Source organism: Pseudomonas sp. W2Oct36, assembly GCF_041060465.1.
Taxonomy (GTDB): domain Bacteria; phylum Pseudomonadota; class Gammaproteobacteria; order Pseudomonadales; family Pseudomonadaceae; genus Aquipseudomonas; species Aquipseudomonas graminis_B.
On the sequence record NZ_JAUERW010000002.1, the window covers coordinates 497,335 to 517,522 of the forward strand.

21 protein-coding genes are annotated in these 20,188 nt (G+C 61.2%); 9 read left to right on the top strand and 12 right to left on the bottom strand.

Annotated elements, in window-relative coordinates:
- Positions 1-26: 26 nt before the first annotated feature.
- From QWI18_RS05010 to ubiE, 5 genes are read right to left on the bottom strand one after another with little or no spacing between them, the layout of a single operon-like run.
- Positions 27-359: a phosphoribosyl-ATP diphosphatase gene (locus tag QWI18_RS05010; RefSeq protein WP_065986654.1), complete on the bottom strand. Its 333-nt coding sequence runs from the start codon at positions 357-359 to the stop codon at positions 27-29.
- Between the two features lie 2 nt (positions 360-361).
- Positions 362-754: a phosphoribosyl-AMP cyclohydrolase gene (hisI, locus tag QWI18_RS05015; protein ID WP_065986652.1), complete on the bottom strand. Its 393-nt coding sequence runs from the start codon at positions 752-754 to the stop codon at positions 362-364.
- A 56-nt stretch (positions 755-810) separates the two neighbouring features.
- Positions 811-2,430 carry a ubiquinone biosynthesis regulatory protein kinase UbiB gene (ubiB, locus tag QWI18_RS05020; protein ID WP_369318325.1) on the bottom strand — a complete coding sequence of 540 codons (1,620 nt, stop codon included), beginning with the start codon at positions 2,428-2,430 and terminating at the stop codon, positions 811-813.
- The gene (locus QWI18_RS05025; protein ID WP_065986648.1) at positions 2,427-3,050 is read right to left on the bottom strand and encodes an SCP2 domain-containing protein; all 624 of its coding nucleotides are present in this window, start codon (positions 3,048-3,050) and stop codon (positions 2,427-2,429) included. Before QWI18_RS05025 ends, ubiB begins: the two co-directional genes overlap by 4 nt.
- Positions 3,050-3,820, bottom strand: a complete 771-nt coding sequence (gene ubiE / locus QWI18_RS05030) for a bifunctional demethylmenaquinone methyltransferase/2-methoxy-6-polyprenyl-1,4-benzoquinol methylase UbiE (RefSeq protein ID WP_369318326.1) — start codon at positions 3,818-3,820, stop codon at positions 3,050-3,052. Before ubiE ends, QWI18_RS05025 begins: the two co-directional genes overlap by 1 nt.
- A gap of 141 nt (positions 3,821-3,961) precedes the next feature.
- Here ubiE and QWI18_RS05035 point away from each other — a divergent pair, with 141 nt between their 5' ends.
- The gene (locus tag QWI18_RS05035) at positions 3,962-4,240 is read left to right on the top strand and encodes a polyhydroxyalkanoic acid system family protein (RefSeq protein WP_369318327.1); all 279 of its coding nucleotides are present in this window, start codon (positions 3,962-3,964) and stop codon (positions 4,238-4,240) included.
- A 15-nt stretch (positions 4,241-4,255) separates the two neighbouring features.
- Here QWI18_RS05035 and QWI18_RS05040 read toward each other — a convergent pair whose 3' ends face one another.
- The 5 genes from QWI18_RS05040 to argS all read right to left on the bottom strand — a co-directional run bounded on the left by QWI18_RS05040 (position 4,256) and on the right by argS (position 9,412).
- Entirely contained in the window at positions 4,256-4,633 is a 378-nt protein-coding gene (locus tag QWI18_RS05040; RefSeq protein WP_369318328.1) for a gamma-butyrobetaine hydroxylase-like domain-containing protein, read from the bottom strand.
- 128 nt (positions 4,634-4,761) lie between these two features.
- Positions 4,762-6,099: an HslU--HslV peptidase ATPase subunit gene (gene hslU / locus QWI18_RS05045; RefSeq protein ID WP_065986640.1), complete on the bottom strand. Its 1,338-nt coding sequence runs from the start codon at positions 6,097-6,099 to the stop codon at positions 4,762-4,764.
- Positions 6,100-6,168: 69 nt separating this feature from the next.
- Positions 6,169-6,699, bottom strand: a complete 531-nt coding sequence (gene hslV, locus QWI18_RS05050) for an ATP-dependent protease subunit HslV (protein WP_065986638.1) — start codon at positions 6,697-6,699, stop codon at positions 6,169-6,171.
- A gap of 276 nt (positions 6,700-6,975) precedes the next feature.
- Complete coding sequence (locus QWI18_RS05055; protein ID WP_065986637.1) at positions 6,976-7,665, bottom strand: SPOR domain-containing protein; 690 nt, start codon at positions 7,663-7,665, stop codon at positions 6,976-6,978.
- Position 7,666: 1 nt separating this feature from the next.
- Positions 7,667-9,412 carry an arginine--tRNA ligase gene (gene argS / locus QWI18_RS05060; RefSeq protein WP_296310018.1) on the bottom strand — a complete coding sequence of 582 codons (1,746 nt, stop codon included), beginning with the start codon at positions 9,410-9,412 and terminating at the stop codon, positions 7,667-7,669.
- Between argS and QWI18_RS05065 the strand changes: the two genes are divergently transcribed.
- Positions 9,411-9,539 carry a hypothetical protein gene (locus QWI18_RS05065; RefSeq protein ID WP_274605108.1) on the top strand — a complete coding sequence of 43 codons (129 nt, stop codon included), beginning with the start codon at positions 9,411-9,413 and terminating at the stop codon, positions 9,537-9,539. The genes argS and QWI18_RS05065 overlap by 2 nt on opposite strands.
- On the opposite strand, the gene QWI18_RS05070 is transcribed toward QWI18_RS05065, so the two are convergent.
- A complete protein-coding gene (locus tag QWI18_RS05070) occupies positions 9,533-11,752 on the bottom strand; it encodes a primosomal protein N' (protein WP_296310013.1) in 2,220 nt (739 codons plus the stop codon). The genes QWI18_RS05065 and QWI18_RS05070 overlap by 7 nt on opposite strands.
- Before the next feature lie 168 nt (positions 11,753-11,920).
- On the opposite strand from QWI18_RS05070, the gene rpmE reads away from it, so the two are divergent.
- The 3 genes from rpmE to QWI18_RS05085 all read left to right on the top strand — a co-directional run bounded on the left by rpmE (position 11,921) and on the right by QWI18_RS05085 (position 14,428).
- A complete protein-coding gene (gene rpmE, locus QWI18_RS05075) occupies positions 11,921-12,154 on the top strand; it encodes a 50S ribosomal protein L31 (RefSeq protein WP_065986634.1) in 234 nt (77 codons plus the stop codon).
- A 23-nt stretch (positions 12,155-12,177) separates the two neighbouring features.
- On the top strand, positions 12,178-12,981 hold the full coding sequence (locus tag QWI18_RS05080) for a thermonuclease family protein (RefSeq protein ID WP_369318329.1): 804 nt from the start codon (positions 12,178-12,180) through the stop codon (positions 12,979-12,981).
- A 178-nt stretch (positions 12,982-13,159) separates the two neighbouring features.
- Positions 13,160-14,428 carry a malic enzyme-like NAD(P)-binding protein gene (locus QWI18_RS05085; RefSeq protein ID WP_065986631.1) on the top strand — a complete coding sequence of 423 codons (1,269 nt, stop codon included), beginning with the start codon at positions 13,160-13,162 and terminating at the stop codon, positions 14,426-14,428.
- 245 nt (positions 14,429-14,673) lie between these two features.
- On the opposite strand, the gene QWI18_RS05090 is transcribed toward QWI18_RS05085, so the two are convergent.
- Entirely contained in the window at positions 14,674-17,151 is a 2,478-nt protein-coding gene (locus QWI18_RS05090) for a penicillin-binding protein 1A (RefSeq protein WP_369318330.1), read from the bottom strand.
- Between the two features lie 206 nt (positions 17,152-17,357).
- Between QWI18_RS05090 and QWI18_RS05095 the strand changes: the two genes are divergently transcribed.
- The 4 genes from QWI18_RS05095 to QWI18_RS05110 are packed head-to-tail and all read left to right on the top strand — an operon-like array spanning position 17,358 to position 20,159.
- Positions 17,358-18,422 carry a pilus assembly protein PilM gene (locus tag QWI18_RS05095; RefSeq protein ID WP_065986628.1) on the top strand — a complete coding sequence of 355 codons (1,065 nt, stop codon included), beginning with the start codon at positions 17,358-17,360 and terminating at the stop codon, positions 18,420-18,422.
- A complete protein-coding gene (locus QWI18_RS05100) occupies positions 18,422-18,991 on the top strand; it encodes a PilN domain-containing protein (protein ID WP_192130910.1) in 570 nt (189 codons plus the stop codon). The genes QWI18_RS05095 and QWI18_RS05100 overlap by 1 nt, the downstream gene beginning before the upstream one ends.
- Positions 18,988-19,635, top strand: a complete 648-nt coding sequence (pilO, locus tag QWI18_RS05105) for a type 4a pilus biogenesis protein PilO (RefSeq protein ID WP_296314724.1) — start codon at positions 18,988-18,990, stop codon at positions 19,633-19,635. Before QWI18_RS05100 ends, pilO begins: the two co-directional genes overlap by 4 nt.
- On the top strand, positions 19,632-20,159 hold the full coding sequence (locus QWI18_RS05110) for a pilus assembly protein PilP (protein ID WP_369318331.1): 528 nt from the start codon (positions 19,632-19,634) through the stop codon (positions 20,157-20,159). Before pilO ends, QWI18_RS05110 begins: the two co-directional genes overlap by 4 nt.
- Positions 20,160-20,188 lie beyond the last annotated feature (29 nt).

The window sequence follows — 20,188 nt, forward strand, 5'->3', positions numbered from 1 at the left end:
GAAATTTCGGGCCGCAGCCCCTGTGTTTATTCCGCCGAGCGAGATGCTTTCTCGGCGTGGCCGGACAGGCCGAAACGGCGGTCCAGCTCATCGAGCACGGCTTGCGGGTGTTGGCCCAACTGGGCAAGCATCACCATGCTGTGGAACCACAAGTCGGCGGTTTCGTAGACGACATCACTGCAGTCACCGCTGATGGCAGCGTCCTTGGCAGCGATTATGGTTTCGACCGACTCTTCGCCGACCTTCTCCAGAATCTTGTTCAGTCCCTTGTGATACAGGCTGGCGACGTATGACGAGTCGGCAGCCGCGCCCTTGCGTGATTCGAGCACCTCGGCAAGGCGTGACAAGGTATCAGTCATGTTCAGTGTCCTGCTTGGTAAATGGCTTCCGGATCTTTGAGTACCGGGTCCACGGTCTTCCAGCCAGCATCATCGTAGACGCGGTAGAAGCAGCTCTCGCGGCCGGTATGGCAAGCGATGCCGCCAATTTGCTCGACCATCAGGATAATGACGTCGGCATCACAGTCCAGACGCAGCTCATGAAGCTTCTGCACGTGGCCCGACTCTTCGCCCTTTCGCCACAACTTGCCACGCGAACGTGACCAATAGATAGCGCGCTGTTCGCTGGCAGTCAGGCTCAAGGCTTCACGGTTCATCCACGCCATCATCAGCACGCGACCGGTCTTGTGGTCCTGTGCGATGGCGGGCACCAGGCCGTCCTTGTCCCACTTAATCTCGTCCAGCCAGTCTTTCATCATCGGCTCCGGCCGTTCCAGGGGAGGGTTAGTGTGCCAGCGGCTTGCGCCGATGGCTATCGGCGAACAACCAGATAGACGCCTGCCGCCAGCATCAGCAAGGCAGGCCAGGCACTCAGGGTGTTCAGCGCTGCGCCGGTCTGGGTATGGGTGATTGCCAGCAGCACGCCGCCGGCCAGCAGGCCCGCGCCGAGCAGCCGAAGGGCCCAATGATCGCCATCGCGCCGGTAGGGCGGGGGCGGATCGTGGCGATGGGGCTGCGACAGGCGCTCGAGCAAATCCCGGGTCATGTTGGCCAGATGCGGAATCTGTTCAACCTGGGACTGCAGGTTGCCCAGCAGGGTTTTCGGGCTGACGCGCTCGCGCATCCAGCGTTCGAGGAACGGCTGCGCAGTCGCCCAGAGATCCAGCTCCGGGTACAGCTGACGGCCGAGGCCTTCGATATTGAGGAGCGTCTTTTGCAGCAGCACCAGTTGCGGCTGCACTTCCATGTTGAAGCGGCGAGCGGTCTGGAACAGGCGCATCAGTACCTGGCCAAAGGAAATGTCTTTCAGGGGCTTCTCGAATATCGGTTCGCACACCGTACGGATGGCCGCTTCGAATTCATTCAGCTTGGTCTCGGCCGGCACCCAGCCCGAGTCAATGTGCAGCTGAGCCACACGGCGGTAGTCGCGCTTGAAGAAGGCAAACAGGTTGCGCGCCAGGTAGTCCTGATCCTCAGGGGTCAGACTGCCCACAATTCCGCAGTCGATGGCGATGTACTGGGGATCCCACGGCGTGACCGTGCTGACGAAAATATTGCCGGGGTGCATGTCGGCGTGGAAAAAGCTGTCACGAAAAACCTGGGTGAAGAACAGCTCGACGCCGCGCTCCGCCAGCTTCTTCATGTCGGTGCGCTGATCGGCGAGGGTCGCCAGATCGGTCACTTGCACGCCGTAAATGCGCTCCATGACCAACACCTTCGGCCGGCACCAGTCCCAGTAGACCTGCGGCACGTAGAGCATGGGCGAGCCCTCGAAGTTGCGGCGCAGCTGGCTGGAGTTGGCCGCCTCGCGCAGCAGGTCGAGCTCGTCGTAGATGGTTTTTTCGTAATCGGCGACCACGTCCACCGGGTGCAGCAGGCGGGCGTCTGCGGAAACACGCTCGGCAATCTTTGCCAGAATGAACAGCCACGCAAGATCGGAACCGATGATCGGCTTCAAGCCTGGCCGTACGACCTTTACCACCACCTCCTCGCCAGTCTTCAGGCGCGCGGCGTGGACTTGAGCGACAGAAGCAGAGGCGAGCGGGGCCACATCGAAACGGCTGAACACTTCGCTGATCTTCGCGCCCAGCTGCGACTCGATCAGCGCCACGGCTTTGGCCGAGTCGAACGGCGGCACGCGGTCCTGCAGCATCATCAGCTCGTCGGCCACGTCTTCAGGCAGCAGATCCCGCCGGGTGGACAGCAACTGCCCGAACTTGATGAAAATCGGCCCCAGGTCCTGCAACGCCAGTCGCAGACGGGCACCACGGCTCAGTTCGTTCTTGCGCCGCGACAACCAGCGCCATGGCAGCACGAAGCGCACAGCCAGCAGCCACCACGGCAAGGGCAGGGCGAACAACAGGTCATCGAGGCGGTAACGGATTACGACACGCTGGATGCGAAACAGGCGGCGGACGGCAAGCAGGCTCATGCGTTATCGCTGGATGTGAGGGAGTGGGCCAGACGCTCGAAGCGGGCTTCGAGGCGTTCCAGGTCTTGTTTGGTCTGATCCAGTTCGGCGAAGCGGGCTTCGGCCTCGCGTTTGCCGACCAGCGTGCGGGATTCTTCGGCCAGGTATTCGGCCAGGTTGTGGCTGAGGCTGGCCGCGCTGTCGCGGGTCCAGCGCGCGCTGTTGCGCAGGTGCCCGCCGATCAGGGGCGCCGCGACAGGGCCGAGCCAGCGTTGCAGCTCGTACTCCCAATCGAGGTCCAGGTCCTGCAGCACGCCCACCAGCTCAAGCAGCACGGCGCTTTCGCCCTCCAGCTCGACTTCCGGGCTGTGCAGCACGGCATTTTTGTCTTTGCTCATCGCCAGGCGCATCAGGCTCGCAGCGGGCGCGCGCAGGGTCACATCAGCACCGCCTTCCCAGTTCGCCGCCAGCATCAGGCCGTCGTCGCCGGGCAGCACGTGCAGATGAAACGTCGGGCTGGTGCACTCGATCGCGATGACCTTGCCGCTCAGCCGGTCAAGGCGCGGCAAGGCGGTGCTGTCCATGCGCAGCACGCGGTTGATGCCGTGTTCGGCACTGGCGAGCAAGCCGTTGATCAGCATCAGGGTTTGATGCCCCGGTGCAGCGCCACGATGCCGGAGGTCATGTTGTGGTAGGTCACTCGGTCGAAACCGGCCTGGACCATCATTGACTTCAGGGTTTCCTGATCAGGGTGCATGCGGATCGACTCTGCCAGATAGCGGTAGCTTTCCGAATCGTTGGTGATCAGCTTGCCGGCCAGCGGCATGAAAGCGAACGAGTAGGCGTCGTAGATCTTGGACATGACTTTGCTGGTGGGCTTGGAGAATTCCAGCACCAGCAAACGACCACCCGGCTTGAGCACCCGCAGCATGGAGCTGATGGCGTCTTCCTTGTGCGTCACGTTGCGCAGGCCGAAGGCGATGGTCACGCAGTCGAAGTGGTTGTCAGGGAACGGCAGCTTTTCAGCGTCGGCCTGGACGAACTTGATGTTGCCGGCCACTCCGCGATCCAGCAGGCGGTCACGACCGACCTTGAGCATCGATGCATTGATGTCAGCCAGTACGACCTCACCGGTCGGGCCGACAAGATGGGAGAACTTCTTCGCCAGATCACCGGTGCCGCCTGCGATGTCGAGCACGCGGTTGCCGCTGCGAACGCCGGACAGTTCGATGGTGAAGCGCTTCCAGAGGCGATGCATGCCGCCGGACAGTACGTCGTTCATCAGGTCATATTTGGCCGCGACGGAGTGAAATACCTCGGCGACTTTCTCGGCCTTCTGGCTTTCCGGTACGTTTTTGTAACCGAAGTGGGTGATGGGTTCGGCATCGCTGCCTTTGCGCGGATCATTCATATCGCTGTCACCGGAATAAAGTGGCGCCATTCTAATCGTCGGGGCTGGCTTTGTCTTGACAAGGCGCACGGCCAACAGTTTCTTCGCTTCGGGCCGCTGGTATAGTGCGTCGACGATTTAAGCCGAAGCAGGAGCCCGTCAGTGGCCAGAATTACCGTGGAACGCCAGCACACGCTGGGAAAGGAAAAGGCCCGCGACAAGGCTGAGATCATGCTGCAGAAACTGTCCGACAAGTACGGCATCGAGCACGAGTGGACAGGCGACACCGTGGCCCTGGAAGGCAAGGGCGCCAAGGGCACTGTCGCGGTCGAAGATGAATGGGTGCGGGTGAACATCGATCTCAACTTCTTCCTCTCCGCCATGAGCGGTTCGATTCAGTCGGAAGTTGAACGGCAGCTGGACAAGGTGCTGACCGCCTGACGTCTGGAGCGACGGCTAGAGCATCAGCTTGATGACTTGCTCGGAAGGGTCGCGGGATTTGCCGGCGGCCTTGAGCTCGGCCAGGTACTCCTCCCACAGTTGCGCCTGGCGTTGCGCCAGTTGCTCCAGGTATTCCCAAGTAAACAAACCGCTGTCATGACCGTCGTCAAAGGTCAGCTTCAGCGCGTACTGGCCGGCGGGTTCCACTTTGGTAAGCCCGACGCCCAGCTTGCCGAACTGCAAAATCGGGTTCCCATGGCCCTGCACCTCCGCCGAAGGCGAGTGCACACGCAGAAATTCCGCCGGCAGGCGGTATTCCTCGTCCGGCCCGTATTTCAGGCTGAGGACTTTCGACGCTTTGTGCAGCTGGACAGCGGTGGGAATGCGGGTCATAGAGGTAATCTCAGCTACAAGCTACAAAGCTACAAGCTACAAGCTACAAGCTACAAGCTCCAAGCGAAGCAGATTCGTGCAGCCAGTGAAATCTGCTTGCCGCTTGAAGCTAACCGCTTGCAGCTGCTTTAAAGGATATAACGCGACAGATCTTCGTCTTCCGCCAGCTCACCCAAGTGGCTGTTCACGTACTCAGCGTCGATCTGAATCGTCCCGCCATCCTGCGCACCCGCCAGATCACCGGCACTGAAAGAAACCTCTTCCAGCAACCGCTCAAGCAGCGTATGCAAGCGACGCGCACCGATGTTCTCGGTCTTCTCGTTGACCTGCCAGGCGATCTCGGCCAGACGCTTGATGCCATCCGGCAGGAACGCAATGTTCAGGCCTTCGGTCTTCAACAGCTCGCGGTATTGCTCGGTCAGCGAGGCATGGGGTTCGGTCAGGATGCGTTCGAAATCCTGCGGGCTCAGCGCTTTGAGCTCGACGCGAATCGGCAGACGACCCTGCAGTTCAGGCACCAGATCGCTCGGCTTGCTCAGGTGGAACGCGCCGGACGCGATGAACAGGATGTGATCGGTCTTGACCATGCCCAGCTTGGTGTTGACGGTGCAGCCTTCGATCAGCGGCAGCAGGTCGCGCTGAACGCCTTCGCGTGAAACATCGGCGCCGCCGACATTGCCGCGTTTGGCCACTTTGTCGATCTCGTCGATGAACACAATGCCGTGCTGCTCGACCGCTTCCAGCGCTTGCACTTTCAGCTCTTCGTCGTTGACCAGACGGCCCGCTTCTTCATCGCGAACCATCTTCATCGCGTCTTTGACTTTCAGCTTGCGGCTTTTCTTCTTGCCCTTGCCCATGTTGGCAAACAGGCTCTGCAGCTGGTTGGTCATCTCTTCCATGCCCGGCGGCGCGGAAATATCGACGCCGCCCATTTCCGCGACCTCGATCTCGATTTCCTTGTCGTCCAGCTGACCTTCGCGCAGGCGCTTGCGAAACAACTGACGGGTGTTGGAATCACTGCCCGATGTCGCGTCTTCGTTGAAGCCCGCGCGCGCCGGTGGCAGCAGGGCGTCGAGAATGCGCTCTTCGGCGGCGTCTTCAGCGCGGTGGCGGACCTTGGTGATCTCCTGTTCACGCAGCAGCTTCATCGCCGCGTCAGCCAGATCACGGATGATCGACTCGACATCGCGACCCACGTAGCCGACTTCGGTGAACTTGGTCGCTTCGACTTTGATGAAAGGCGCGTTGGCGAGCTTGGCCAGACGACGGGCGATCTCGGTTTTACCGACGCCGGTCGGGCCGATCATCAGAATGTTCTTGGGGGTGACTTCGACGCGCAGCTCTTCAGGCAGCTGCATCCGGCGCCAGCGGTTACGCAGGGCGATGGCGACGGCGCGCTTGGCATCGTCCTGGCCGATGATATGGCGATTGAGTTCGTGGACGATTTCACGGGGAGTCATGGACATGGTTTTCAACGGTCCTCGGCAGAGTGCAAGTCGGGCAGGCCGCGATGAATGGCGGCCATTACCTCAGGCTTACTCGGCGAGGTCCTGCTCCTCAATGGTGATGTTGTGGTTAGTGAAGACGCAGATGTCGCCGGCAATGTGCAAGGCGGTTTCGGCGATTTCACGGGCAGAGAGTTCGGTCTTCAGCAGCAGCGCGCGGGCTGCGGCCTGGGCAAAGGCACCGCCGGAACCCATGGCGATCAGGCCATCTTCGGGCTCAACCACGTCGCCGTTACCGGTAATGATCAGCGAGGCGTCTTTGTTGGCAACGGCCAGCATGGCTTCAAGGCGGCTGAGCGAGCGGTCGGTACGCCATTCTTTCGCCAGCTCTACGGCGGCGCGAATGAGGTGACCCTGGTGCTTTTCCAGTTGGGCTTCGAAGCGCTCGAACAGGGTGAAGGCGTCAGCGGTGGCGCCTGCGAAACCGGCGATGACCTGGCCGTGGTAAAGGCGCCGGACTTTCTTGGCGTTGCCTTTCATGACGGTATTGCCCAGGGAAACCTGGCCGTCACCGGCCATGACGACTTTGCCTTGGCGGCGCACTGAAACGATGGTGGTCAAGGGGAGAGTCTCCACGCTGCGGGGCGAAAATGCCCTGATGGAAACTCATATGGGGGTGGGGGCGGGTATTTCAACCGTTGAGTGGGTTGAGGGATGAATGGCGGTGCGTCAGGTTGCTTCAAGTTTGTGTAGGAGTGAGCTTGCTCGCGATTGCGGTGAATCAGGCACCCATTATGTTGGATGTGCCAATGTCATCGCGAGCAAGCTCACTCCTACAACTGATCGTGCCCGCGTGGAGCGGGACCGATCGTTGGTCCTGCGGTGGGCGACAGTGCCCTAGCGAGCCTGGCGCTGTTGCAGGAGCAGGTTGCTGAAGCCGCCGCCCGCCAGTTGCTTCTGCGCGATGGTCAGCTGTTCGCGGTTGCTGAACGGGCCGACCAGCACGCGGTACCAGGTTTCATCCTTCACCGTGCCCGACTCCACGGTCGAGGTTTGCCCCAGCAGAATAATCTGCGCGCGCACTTTTTCGGCGTCGGCCTGTTTGCGGAACGAGCCCGCTTGCAGGAAGAACGTCGTCACGGCCGCCGGCTTGGCCACCGGAGGCGCTGGCGGTGGCGTCAGACCGCTGAGTGCCGCCTGGGCACGAGCCGTGTCGATCTTCGCGGCCACTTCAGGCGTAACCGGCGTGCTTGGCGCAACGACCGGTGGCGTCTTCTCTGGCACCGCTTCATTCGGCACGATGACTTCCGACTCAGGCAACAGCGTGTAGAAGTCGTACTTCGGCTTCACGGGCGCGGTCGGGCTGGGCGGCGTCTTGTTCGCTTCGGCGATCTTCGCGGCCTTGGCTTCAGCCTTGACGCGCTTGATATCGTCGCCACTGCCGGGTTCGAGCTTCATCAGAAAAACAACGAAAGCGCCGACGGTCAGGCCGATCGCCATCCACACCCAACCCGGAATCGGCGTCTTCGCGGGTGCCTGATACCGGCTGGCGCCGCGCTTGGGAGCAGGTTTCTTTTTAACGGCCAACTTACATACGCTCCAGAGTGTCCAGACCCAGCAACTGCAGGCCTTGCTTGAGGGTGCGACCGGTCAGGGCGGCGAGGCGCAGACGGCTTTGCTGTTGTTCAGGGCTTTCTGCCGCCAGGATCGGGCAGTTCTCGTAGAAACTGGAGAACAGACCGGCGAGGTCGTACACATAGGCGCAGAGCACATGGGGCGTGCCCTTGTCGGCGACGGTGTTGACGGTCTCGCCGAACTGCGCCAGACGCGCGGCCAGGTCTTGCTCCTGAGGTGCGTCCAGGATGATTTGGCCCTGGCTCGCGTCGAAGGTTTCGCCCTTTTCTTCGAGCTTGCGGAATACGCCGGCCACACGGGTGTAGGCGTACAGCAGGTAAGGCGCGGTGTTGCCTTCGAAGCTGAGCATCTGGTCGAAGTTGAAGCTGTAGTCGCTGGCGCGATGCTTGGATAGGTCGGCGTATTTCACCGCGCTGATGCCCACGGCCTTGGCGATCGAGCGCAACTCGTCTTCGGCGACGTCCGGGTTTTTCTCTTTCACCAGCGTGTAGGCGCGTTCTTCGGCTTCGTCGAGCAGGTCGACCAGCTTGACCGTGCCGCCGTCGCGGGTCTTGAACGGACGGCCATCGGCGCCATTCATGGTGCCGAAGCCCATGTGCTCCATCTGCATGCCGTTGGTGACGAAGCCTGCGCGGCGCGCCACTTCGAAGACCTGCTGGAAGTGCAGGGCCTGACGCTGATCGACGAAATACAGCGCGCGATCGGCTTTCAGCACGTTGCTGCGGTAGCGAATGGCGGCGAGGTCGGTGGTGGCATACAGATAACCGCCACCGGCCTTTTGCACGATCACCGGCAGCGGCGTGCCTTCAGCGGTTTTGAATTCTTCAAGAAACACACATTGCGCGCCGTTGCTCTCAACCAGCAGGCCGGCTTTCTTCAGGTCAGCGACCACATTGGCGAGGTCGTCGTTGTAGGCGCTTTCGCCCATGACGTCCTTCGGCGTGAGCTTGACGTTCAGGCGTTCGTACACTTCCTGACAGTGAGACAGGGAGATGTCCTTGAAGCGCGTCCACAGGCTCAGGCACTCGGCGTCGCCCGCTTGCAGCTTGACCACCAGCCCACGTGCGCGCTCGGCGAACTCTTCGGACTCGTCGAAACGGCCCTTGGCGGCGCGGTAGAAGTTTTCGAGGTCAGCCAGCTCGTCGCTGGTCGCCGGGGTTTCCTGCAAATAGGCCAGCAGCATGCCGAACTGGGTGCCCCAGTCGCCCACGTGGTTCTGACGGATCACGGTGTCGCCAAGGAACTCAAGAACGCTGGCCACGCCGTCGCCAATGATGGTCGAGCGCAAGTGGCCGACGTGCATCTCTTTGGCCAGGTTCGGCGCGGACAGGTCGACCACAACGCGTTGAGCAGGGCCGTTCTTGCGCACGGACAGGGTCGCGTCGGCCAGCGCTTCGTCGAGGCGCGAAGCCAGGGCCTGGGTGTTCTGGAAAAAATTGAGGAAGCCGGGGCCGGCGATGTCGACCTGGGTGATCTGCTCGTCGGCGGGCAGCGCGGCGACGATTTTCTCGGCCAGATCGCGAGGTTTCAAGCCGGCAGGCTTGGCCAGCATCATGGCGATATTGCTGGCGAAGTCGCCGTTTTTCTTGTCCTTGGCGTTCTCCACCTGAATCGCCGGCGTCAGCCCTTCCGGCAAGACGCCATCGGTGACGAGTTGGCTCAGAGCCTGTTGAATCAGCTGGCGGATGGTGTCTTTCATGGTGCTCTCTTTCGACCGCAAGCGCGGCCGCGCCTGGATGCGCGGGTGGAAAAACTGGGCATTATCCGTGGCCGGAGCCGCCTTGCCAACCGCGCTGGATGCGCGGTCAATCGATGCGAATCAATAAAGGTCCACCGGGTCCACGTCCAGCGACCATCTGACCTGGCGCCCGCTCGGCATGTTTTCCAGCGTCAGCAGCCAGGTCGCGAGCAGCTTGTGCAGTGGCGCGCGGGCGTTGGCCTGGACCAGCAACTGAGCGCGATAGCGTCCGGCGCGTCGTTCCATCGGCGCCGGGACCGGACCCAGCAGCTCGATGCCGCCCAGCGCCATGTCCTTCAATAACCGCTCGGCTTCGGTGCAGGCTTCGTCAAGAAACCCTTCGGCCTGACCCGGCTTGTGCGCTTCCGCGCGCAACAGCGCCAGGTGTGAAAACGGCGGCAGCCCGGCGGCGCGACGTTCGCTCAGCGCCTGCTCGGCAAAGGCGAAATAACCCTGCTCGGTGAGTTGAATCAATAAAGGATGGTCGGCCAGGTGGGTCTGGATGATCACCTTGCCCGGCTCTTCGGCGCGCCCCGCCCTGCCTGCGACCTGCACAATCAATTGCGCCATGCGCTCGCTGGCGCGGAAGTCACCGGAGAACAGCCCGCCATCGGCGTCGAGAATCGACACCAGCGTCACACGCGGGAAGTGATGCCCTTTGGCGAGCATCTGGGTGCCCACCAGAATGCACGGCTGGCCTTTCTGGATGGTCGCAAACAGCTGATTCATTGCGTCCTTGCGCGAAGTGCTGTCGCGATCGACGCGCAACACCGGGTAGTCGGGGAACAGAATCGCCAGCCGCTCCTCGGCACGTTCGGTCCCTGCACCCACGGGGCGCAGATCAACCTTGCCGCATGCCGGGCAATTGCGTGGCACCCGCTCGACATGGCCGCAGTGGTGACACCGCAGCTCGCCCGAGCGCTGGTGAACGGTCATGCGCGCGTCGCAACGGGGGCATTCCGACAACCAGCCACAGTCGTGACACAGCAGAGTAGGGGCAAACCCGCGGCGATTGAGGAACACCAGCACTTGCTGGCCCGCCGCCAGGGTCTGGGCGATGGCTTGCTGCATGGGGCCCGAGATGCCGCTGTCGAGGGGACGACTTTTCACATCCAGCCGCAGGAAGCGAGGTTGCTGCGCACCGCCTGCGCGCTGATTCAGGCGCAGGAGCGCGTACCGACCGGTGTGGGCGTTGTGCAGGCTTTCGAGCGAAGGCGTCGCCGAGCCGAGCACGATCGGGATGTCCTCCTGATGCGCCCTCACCAGCGCCAGGTCCCGGGCGTGATAGCGCAGGCCTTCCTGCTGTTTATAGGAGCCGTCGTGCTCCTCGTCGATGATGATCAGCCCGGGGTTTTTCATGGGGGTGAACAGCGCCGAGCGGGTGCCGATGATGATGTCGGCTTCGCCATCGCGTGCTGCCAGCCAGGCGTCCAGCCGATCGCGATCGTTGACCGCCGAATGCAGCAGCGCGATGCGCGCGTTGAAACGCTGCTCGAAGCGCGCGAGGGTCTGCGGGCCAAGGTTGATCTCCGGAATCAGCACCAGCGCCTGCTTGCCCGCTTCCAGCGTCTCGCGGATGAGCTGCAGATAAACCTCGGTCTTGCCACTGCCGGTGACCCCCGCCAGCAGTGAGGCGTGAAAGCTGCCGAACCCCGACCGAATGGCTTCATAGGCGGCCCGTTGCTCGGTGTTGAGCGGCAATTCCGGCTGCGCCAGCCAGTGCTCGTGCCGCTCGACGGGGCCATGACCGCGCACCTCGACGGTCACCAATCCTTTGGCGAGCAGCAAGTTCAGGCTGTCCCGGTTGAGCATCAGCTTGCTCAGCAACTGATGAGCCACGCCGTGGGGATGCTGGGCCAGGGTGCGCAGCGCTTCCTTTTGTTTCGGCGCCCGGGCGATGCGCGGGTCATCGACGCTGGCGTCCGGGGCTGCGTGCCAGAACCGCTCCTGCCGCGCTTCCGCAGGTTCCCCTTGGCGCAGCAACACCGGCAACGCCCAGCTGAACGTGTCGCCCAGGCTGTGCTGGTAATACTGGGCCGTCCACAGGCACAGCTTGAATAATGCAGGCGGCAGCGGCGCTTCGGCATCCAGCACGGCAATGGCCGGCTTGAGCTTGTCGGCCGGCACGTCGCTGTGATCGACGACTTCCACCAGCACGCCGATCATTTCCCGACGGCCGAACGGCACGCGCAGGCGCATCCCTGGCTGCAAGGTACTGCGCGCCACACCTGCGGGGGCAAGGTAGTCGAACAGGCGACGCAGCGGCGAGGGCAGGGCGAGGCGCAAGATGGCGTCGGGCACGCGGGGGATATCCTGTTACGGAGTATGACGAAGGGCGCGATCTTAGCAGACGACCGGCGTGAACGTTCCCTTGCGTGATTGGCGTTGTCTGTTAATATGCGCGGCCTAATTCCGTGCGGTATTCAACAATAGTGTTGGGTGGCGGCACGATAGCCTGAGGAAATACCCATGAAAGCTGATATCCATCCAGTTTACGAAGCCATTGACGCAACCTGCAGCTGCGGCAATGTCATCAAAACCCGTTCCACACTGGCCAAGCCTCTGAGCCTGGACGTGTGCAACGAGTGCCACCCGTTCTACACCGGCAAGCAAAAAACTCTGGACGTCGGCGGTCGTGTCGACAAGTTCAAGTCGCGCTTCGGTGCGTTCGGTCCTACCAAAGCTCCTGCTGCTGCAGAGTAAGGTTGGCCGTTCTGGAGTCGCCGATGCGTTTCTCCAGGCTGCTTAAAAAGGCGTCCCTCGCGGGCGCCTTTTTTATGTCTGCGATTTGGCTTTCGGAGGCCCAGGCCTTGTGCCCTGCGCCGCCGTCTCTGCCTGTGGTTCAGGTGCAGCAAGTGGTCGATGGCGACACGGTGCGCCTGAGCGATGGTCGCAGCGTTCGCATGATTGGCCTGAATACGCCAGAAACCGGCAAAAAGGGCCAGTCCGCCCAGCCGTTTGCCGAAGCGGCCAAGCGTCGTTTGCAGGCATTGGTGGATGCCAGTGACGGGCAGGTCAGGCTACGTGTCGGTGAAGAGCCGACCGATCACTACGGACGCACCCTCGCCAACGTCTATGGCCGCGATGGCGCCAATCTCGAGGCGCAACTGCTGGCGGAAGGCCTAGGCTATCTCGTCGCAGTCTCCCCTAACGTTGCACTGGTGAGCTGCCAGCAGGCCGCAGAGACGTCAGCACGCCAGGCCGGACGGGGCCTGTGGCGCAACTCGCCGGTTCAGCCGGTCGAGCAGATCAGCACGGGCGGGTTTGCGCTGGTCACTGGGCGCGTGACCAGCGTGCAGCGCAATGGCGGCGGCCTGTGGATCGAATTCGGCGATGCGCTGGTGCTGCGCATTGCGCCCAGGCTGCTCGGCCAGTTCGACACTGCCGCGCTGCAGCGGTTGAAAGGTCAGCGAATCGAGGCGCGTGGCTGGGTGGTCGATCGTTCGCGCAGGGGCGGGCTTAAATCAGGTCAGCCTCGCTGGATGATGCCGATCACTCATCCCGCAATGTTGGATACAGTCAATAAATAAATTGTAGACAGTTCTGGTCAGGATTGTCGTCGCTGGAGGCCTTGTGTTCTGCGTCTCTACTCTGAAAGTCGTAGATGCGGCCTCTTGACACAGGTGACCCGCCAGTCTTGTTAGGACTTTATGACTTGCGTATGCTCGGCGGTCCGTCTGTCCAACAGCAAAAAAGCGGAATGCCCCCATGTCAGATTTGAAAACTGCCGCTCTCGAATACCACGCTCATCCCCGTCCCGGGAAACTCAGCGTCGAGCTCACCAAAGCCACTGCAACCGCTCGCGATCTGTCGCTGGCTTACAGCCCGGGTGTGGCTGAGCCGGTCCGCGAAATCGGTCGCGATCCGGAACTTGCCTACAAGTACACCGGCAAAGGCAACCTGGTAGCGGTGATCTCTGATGGCACCGCGATTCTGGGTCTGGGTAACCTCGGGCCTCTCGCCTCCAAGCCGGTCATGGAAGGCAAGGGTGTGCTGTTCAAGCGCTTTGCCGGTATCGACGTGTTCGATATCGAAGTCGACTCGGAAAGCCCGCAGGCCTTCATCGACACCGTGCGACGCATCTCCATCACCTTCGGCGGCATCAACCTGGAAGACATCAAGGCACCTGAGTGCTTCGAAATCGAAAAGGCGCTGATCGAGCAATGCGACATTCCGGTTTTCCACGATGACCAGCACGGCACCGCGATCGTTACCGCGGCCGGCATGATCAACGCGCTGGAAATCGCTGGCAAAACTCTGGAAACGGCGAAGATCGTCTGCCTGGGCGCTGGCGCTGCGGCCATCTCCTGCATGAAGTTGCTGGTGAGCATGGGCGCGAAGATCGAAAACATTTTCATGATCGACCGTAGCGGCGTGGTTCACGACGGACGTACCGATCTGAACCAGTACAAGGCCCAGTTCGCTCACACCACCGACAAGCGCACGCTGGCCGATGCACTGGAAGGCGCTGACGTGTTCGTCGGTCTGTCCGGTCCGAACCTGCTGAGCGCTGAAGGCCTGAAATCGATGGCGGCCAATCCGATCGTGTTCGCCTGCTCGAACCCGGATCCGGAAATCTCGCCGGAACTGGCTCACGCCACCCGCAACGACGTGATCATGGCGACCGGCCGTTCGGACTACCCGAACCAGGTCAACAACGTGCTGGGCTTCCCGTTCATCTTCCGTGGCGCACTGGACGTTCGCGCCAAGCGCATCAACGAAGAGATGAAGATCGCAGCGGCCAACGCCCTGCGCGAACTGGCCAAGCTGCCGGTGCCTCAGGAAGTCTGCGACGCCTACGGCGGCATCGCCCTGGAATTCGGTCGTGAGTACATCATCCCGAAACCAATGGACGCACGCCTGTTGGGCTTGATCTCTGATGCAGTTGCCAAGGCAGCCATCGAGAGCGGTGTCGCGACCCTGCCGTATCCAAAGCACTACCCGCTGAAGAGCGTGGATGAAGTGTTCAACGGCTGATAGCAGCGCCCATAAAAAACCCAGCCAAGTGCTGGGTTTTTTTATGGGCGTTCGTTTTGCCGTCCGGCGGGGCACAACACCCTTGTTCAGGATACGAAATCCTTGTGGGAGTGAGCTTGCTCACGAATACGGTTGCTTCAGCCGCTGAAGAGGTAGCGGATGTTCCAGCCTTTTCGCGAGCAAGCTCGCTCCCACATGGATGGTGTTGATGCCTGAGGATCAATCTCCTACTGATCTACGCCCCACTAGAAAAGATCGATCGGCGCCGATTCGTCCGCTGGCAGCGGGCTGCCTGGGGGTGGGCTGCCGCCGAGTTCGTTCACACTAGGCGGCGTGTCTTCGCTCTTGAACAGCTCGAAGAACGCACCCGGCGTGCTCGGCGTCGCAGAGCGGCCACTGACCGGATCGATGCGCAGGCTAAGGATGCCGTCCGGTTCTGCCTGAACGTGTGGTGGCTTGTCCTTCAGCGCGGCGCTCATGTACTTCATCCAGATCGGCAGCGCGACCGTGCCGCCGAACTCATGACGACCGAGGCTTTCAGGCTGATCGAAACCGGTCCAGACCGTGGTCACGTAGTCAGCGTTGTATCCCGTGAACCACGCATCTTTCGATTCGTTGGTGGTACCGGTTTTGCCTGCGATGTCCGGACGGTTCATGGCCAGGGCGCGGCGACCGGTGCCGCGCTTGATCACGTCCTGCAGCATGCTGTTAAGGATGTAAACCGTACGACCGTCAACAATCCGCTCCGCGACCACCGGGGCCGGCGCTGCGCCCGAAGTATCCAGTGCGTTCGGCACAACGTTGGCAGTCAGCGGTGGCGTGTCTGGCGCTGCATAGGTCGATGCGCTGCTGATGGCCGCTTCGCTGACCGCTTTCGGATTCGGGTCATTGGCGGGCACCGTCGGCGGGTTGGCGACGAACAGGGTTTTGCCTTCACGGTCCTCAATCTTCTGGATGAGGTACGGGCTGATCTTGTAGCCGCCGTTGGCAAACGCACTCCAGCCGCCGACGATTTCCATCGGCGTCAGGGTGGCTGTGCCCAGGGCCAGGGACAGGTTGGGCGGCAAGTCCTGTTTGTTGAAGCCAAAGCGCGTGATGTAGTTGATGGCCGTGTTCACGCCCAGGCTTTGCAGCAGGCGGATCGACACGAGGTTACGCGACTTGTACAACGCCTCGCGCAGCCGAATCGGACCGAGGAAGGTGCCCGTGTCGTTCTTCGGGCGCCAGACCTTGTCGATGGTTTCGTCAACGAACACGATCGGCGCGTCGTTGACCAGGCTGGCGGCGGTGTAGCCGTTATCCAGCGCTGCCGAGTACAGGAACGGTTTGAAGCTGGAGCCCGGCTGACGCTTGGCCTGCATTGCCCGGTTGTAGTTGCTCTGCTCGAACGCGAAACCGCCGACCAGCGCGCGAATCGCGCCGTTCTGCGGATCCAGCGAAACCAGCGCGCTCTGCGCCACCGGAAGCTGGCTGAACTTGAGCGAGTTGTCCGGCTGACGCTGCAAACGCACCAGATCGCCGACATGGGCCACATCGCCAGGCTGCTTGGGATTGGCACCGACGCTGTTGGTGTTCAGGAACGCCTTGGCCCACTTCATGCTGTCCCAGGCGACGGTTTCTTCGTTCTCGTCGCTGCGGGTCAGTACGCGAATGCCGGTCTTGTCGACTTGGGTGACGATGGCCGGCTCCAGACCGCTGATCGGACGCTGTTTGCTCAGTTCCTGCACCCAGCCCTCGCGGGTCAGGCCGGGGAATCGGCTCTCAGGCCCGCGATAGCCATGGCGCTGGTCGTATTCGATCAGGCCGTCCTGCACCGCCTTGTTGGCGTCTTCCTGCAAGCCGCTCGGCACGGTAGTGGTGACCCGGAAGCCTTCTGTGTAGGCTGCGCTGCCATAACGACCCACCATTTCGGCGCGCGCCATTTCAGCGATATACGGCGCATTCACTTCAGGGCTCTGAACGTGGTAGCTGGCGTTGATCGGCTCGACAAGGGCGGTCTGGTAGGTGTTCTGGTCGATTTTCCCCAGCTTGAACATGCGGCCCAGAATCCAGTCGCGGCGCTCTTTGGCGCGCACCGGGTTGGCCAGTGGGTTGAATCGTGACGGCGCCTTGGGCAGGCCGGCAATCATTGCCATCTGCGCAACGCTCAGGTCGCGGATGGATTTGCCGTAGTAAACCTGCGCTGCGGCCTCGATGCCGTAAGCCCGGTTACCCAGATAGATCTTGTTGACGTACAGCTCGAGAATCTCGTCCTTGGTAAGTTGGCGCTCGATTTGCAAGGCCAAGAGAATCTCGGTGGTTTTGCGCGAAAAACTGCGCTCGCTGGTCAGGAAATAGTTTTTCGCGACCTGCATGGTGATGGTCGAGCCGCCGGACTGAATGTGACCGCTCTTGACCAGCTGGCTGGCCGCGCGCATCAGGCTGCTCGGGTCCACGCCGTAGTGGTTCTCGAAGTTATCGTCTTCGGCAGACAGCAAGGCGTTAATGAAATTGGGGGGAATGTCGGCGAAACGGATAGGAGAGCGGCGCATTTCGCCGAACTCTGCAATCAGCTTGCCGTCGCTGCTGAACACTCGCAGCGGGATCTGCAGCTGGATATTGCGCAGCGCATCGACCGAGGGCAGGTTCGGGGCCAGGTAGAGGAAGGCGCCGCTCAGGCCGAGCACCAGCCCGCAGACGACCGCGACGATGGACCACCAGACAAACTTCAGCAGGCGTATCAAGGCTTTTGGATTTCCAGAAAAAAGAATGAGTTAGACGCAGGCATTTACAAATGAACACGCCTTGAAGCTTCGCTACACGAAAAAAACGCTGGGCATTATAAGCATTTTTCGTCGTCGAGCGTTATTTGCGCTACTGTCAAGTCAGCCGACAGTGGCACTGGACTAGAAATCATCCGTAAGTGACGGAAACGCATAGGGAATCGGTTGTGTTCGAACTCTTCAGTAAGAAGGCCAACACCCTTCTAGGGATCGATATTAGCTCCACCTCGGTCAAGCTCCTGGAGCTAAGTCGGTCCGGCAACCGTTACAAGGTCGAGTCTTATGCGGTTGAACCGCTGCCGGCCAACGCAGTGGTCGAAAAGAACATCGCGGAGCTCGAAGGTGTCGGCAGTGCTTTGACGCGTCTGCTGGTAAAAGCCAAGAGTAACGTCAAAATCGCGGCGGTTGCCGTTGCAGGTTCGGCTGTTATCACCAAGACCATCGAGATGGACGCAGGCCTTTCCGACGACGAGATGGAAAACCAGCTCAAGATCGAGGCCGACCAGTACATTCCCTATCCGCTGGAAGAAGTCGCCATTGATTTCGAAGTCCAAGGCTACTCGACGCGTAATCCCGAACGCGTCGAAGTATTGCTGGCCGCTTGCCGCAAGGAAAACGTAGAAGTGCGCGAAGCCGCGCTGGCACTGGCCGGGCTGACCGCTCGCGTCGTCGACGTTGAAGCCTATGCCCTGGAGCGCTCGTTCGGTCTGCTGTCTGCCCAGTTGGGTCAGGACCACGAGCAGTTAACCGTCGCCGTCATCGACATCGGCGCGACCATGACCACCCTCAGCGTGCTGCACAACGGCCGCATCATTTATACCCGCGAACAATTATTTGGCGGTCGCCAGCTCACCGAAGAAATCCAGCGCCGTTATGGTTTGTCCGTCAGCGAGGCCGGGCTTGCGAAAAAGCAGGGCGGGCTCCCCGACGACTACGTCATGGAAGTTCTGCAGCCGTTCAAAGACGCCGTGGTGCAGCAGGTGTCCCGTTCGCTGCAGTTTTTCTTCGCGGCCGGGCAGTACAACCGCGTCGACTACATCATGCTGGCCGGCGGCACCGCCTCTATTTCCGGTCTTGATCGGCTGATCCAGGAGCGCCTGGGCACGCCAACGCTGGTGGCAAACCCCTTTGCCGACATGGCGCTGAGTGTCAAGGTTAACGCCGGCGCGCTCGCCAGCGATGCGCCTGCACTGATGATCGCGTGCGGTCTGGCCCTGAGGAGCTTCGACTGATGGCACGGATCAACTTACTCCCCTGGCGTGAGCAGCAGCGCGAGGAGCGCAAGAAGCGCTTCATTCTGGCGCTGGCCGGTGTGCTGGTGCTGGGCATCGGCGCCATTCTTTTGGCTGATCAATATTTGAGCAGTGCCATCGCCCATCAGAACGCCCGCAATCAATTTGTCAGGACCGAAATCGTCCAGCTCGACGCGCGCATCAAAGAGATCAGTGAGCTCAAGGCGCGTCGCAAACAATTGCTGGAGCGGATGAAGATCATTCAGGACCTGCAGGGCAACCGGCCGATCATCGGGCGCATCTTCGATCAGATGGCTCGTACCCTCCCCGATGGCGTCTATTTCAACGACGTGAAGATGACCGGCCAGATGATCAGCATTTCCGGCGCTGCCGAATCCAATAACCGGGTGTCGGACCTGCTGCGGAATCTGGATGCCTCTGACTGGCTGGAGTCGCCGAGTCTGACCGAGGTCAAGGCGAACACTGCGGCGGGTGGCGTGGATCAGACCAACACCTTTCAGTTGACGGTGCGCCAGACGCAGCCAGCCGTTGAGGGGGTCAAGCCATGAGCATGAATGATTGGCTCGATAGCCTCAAAAAGATCGACCTTAACGACCTGGACATCAATAACCTGGGTTCATGGCCTGCTGCGGTCAAGACCATTGCCGGCGCGCTGTTGCTGGCGCTGGTGCTGGCCGGTGGGTACTTCTTCTATATCCAGGACATGCAGACTCAGCTCGATCAGGCCCGTGGCGAAGAGACGGCGCTGAAAGAGCAGTTCGCGACCAAGGCCTACCAGGCTGCCAACCTCGCGGCCTACAAGAGCCAGATGGTGGAGATGGAAAACACCTTCGGCGCCTTGCTGCGGCAGTTGCCGAGCGACACTGAAGTCCCCGGCCTGCTTGAAGACATCACCCGCACCGGTCTGGGCAGCGGCCTGGAATTCGAGGAGATCAAGCTGCTCCCTGAAGAGGCTCAGCAGTTTTATATTGAATTGCCGATCCAGATTACCGTGACAGGCAGTTATCACGACCTCGCGACCTTCGCCAGTGGCGTCGCCAGCCTGCCACGAATCGTGACGCTGCATGACTTCGAGATCAAACCGCTGGACGCCAAGACCCCCGGAAAGCTGCGCATGAGCATCCTTGCCAAGACCTACCGGTATAACGACAAAGGTCTTCAGAACGTTGACACGAAAGGGCCAGCGAAATGAGCGCGATGCGTTGGTTGTGCGTCGGCGTCACGCTGATGGGGCTGGCGGGTTGCGACAGCTCGAACGAATTTGACGATCTCAAGCAGTTCATGGCCGAGGTGCGCGCACGGCCGGTGGGCACCATCGAGCCGATGCCCAAGTTCCGGCCGTATGAGGCCTTTACCTATGCGGCGGCGAGTTTGCGCAGTCCGTTTCAGCCGCCGATCAAGATCGATCTGGTTAACCGTCCGAAGGGCTCGCACCTGGTGCAGCCTGATCCGACGCGGGTGAAGCAGTTCCTCGAAGGCTTCAACATCGACTCCTTCGAAATGGTCGGCACGTTGAGCAATGAAACCGGCACGTTCGCGCTGCTTCGCGGAGCGGGGGGCGTGCATCGGGTGAAAGTGGGCGATTACCTGGGGCGTAACGATGGCCGGATCACGGCGATCACCGACTCGGCGTTGCAAGTGATGGAAATCGTTCCGGATGGAGAGGGCGCGTGGCTTGAGCGACCGCTCAGTATTTCCCTCAAGGAACGCTCATGAAGACGGCAAGCAAGCGAAGCACCTTCGGA

Excerpts from the sequence above, each read along its gene's own strand:
- ubiE (WP_369318326.1), bottom strand. The coding sequence starts at position 3,820 with ATGAATGATCCGCGCAAAGGCAGCGATGCCGAACCCATCACCCACTTC.
- QWI18_RS05100 (WP_192130910.1), top strand. The coding sequence starts at position 18,422 with ATGGCACGGATCAACTTACTCCCCTGGCGTGAGCAGCAGCGCGAGGAG.
- QWI18_RS05110 (WP_369318331.1), top strand. The coding sequence starts at position 19,632 with ATGAGCGCGATGCGTTGGTTGTGCGTCGGCGTCACGCTGATGGGGCTG.
- QWI18_RS05040 (WP_369318328.1), bottom strand. The coding sequence starts at position 4,633 with ATGACCCGCATTCCCACCGCTGTCCAGCTGCACAAAGCGTCGAAAGTC.
- QWI18_RS05065 (WP_274605108.1), top strand. The coding sequence starts at position 9,411 with ATGGTGCTCTCTTTCGACCGCAAGCGCGGCCGCGCCTGGATGCGCGGG.
- QWI18_RS05025 (WP_065986648.1), bottom strand. The coding sequence starts at position 3,050 with ATGCTGATCAACGGCTTGCTCGCCAGTGCCGAACACGGCATCAACCGC.
- QWI18_RS05085 (WP_065986631.1), top strand. The coding sequence starts at position 13,160 with ATGTCAGATTTGAAAACTGCCGCTCTCGAATACCACGCTCATCCCCGT.
- hisI (WP_065986652.1), bottom strand. The coding sequence starts at position 754 with ATGAAAGACTGGCTGGACGAGATTAAGTGGGACAAGGACGGCCTGGTG.
- QWI18_RS05080 (WP_369318329.1), top strand. The coding sequence starts at position 12,178 with ATGCGTTTCTCCAGGCTGCTTAAAAAGGCGTCCCTCGCGGGCGCCTTT.
- QWI18_RS05010 (WP_065986654.1), bottom strand. The coding sequence starts at position 359 with ATGACTGATACCTTGTCACGCCTTGCCGAGGTGCTCGAATCACGCAAG.
- argS (WP_296310018.1), bottom strand. The coding sequence starts at position 9,412 with ATGAAAGACACCATCCGCCAGCTGATTCAACAGGCTCTGAGCCAACTC.
- rpmE (WP_065986634.1), top strand. The coding sequence starts at position 11,921 with ATGAAAGCTGATATCCATCCAGTTTACGAAGCCATTGACGCAACCTGC.
- pilO (WP_296314724.1), top strand. The coding sequence starts at position 18,988 with ATGAGCATGAATGATTGGCTCGATAGCCTCAAAAAGATCGACCTTAAC.
- ubiB (WP_369318325.1), bottom strand. The coding sequence starts at position 2,430 with ATGAGCCTGCTTGCCGTCCGCCGCCTGTTTCGCATCCAGCGTGTCGTA.
- hslU (WP_065986640.1), bottom strand. The coding sequence starts at position 6,099 with ATGTCCATGACTCCCCGTGAAATCGTCCACGAACTCAATCGCCATATC.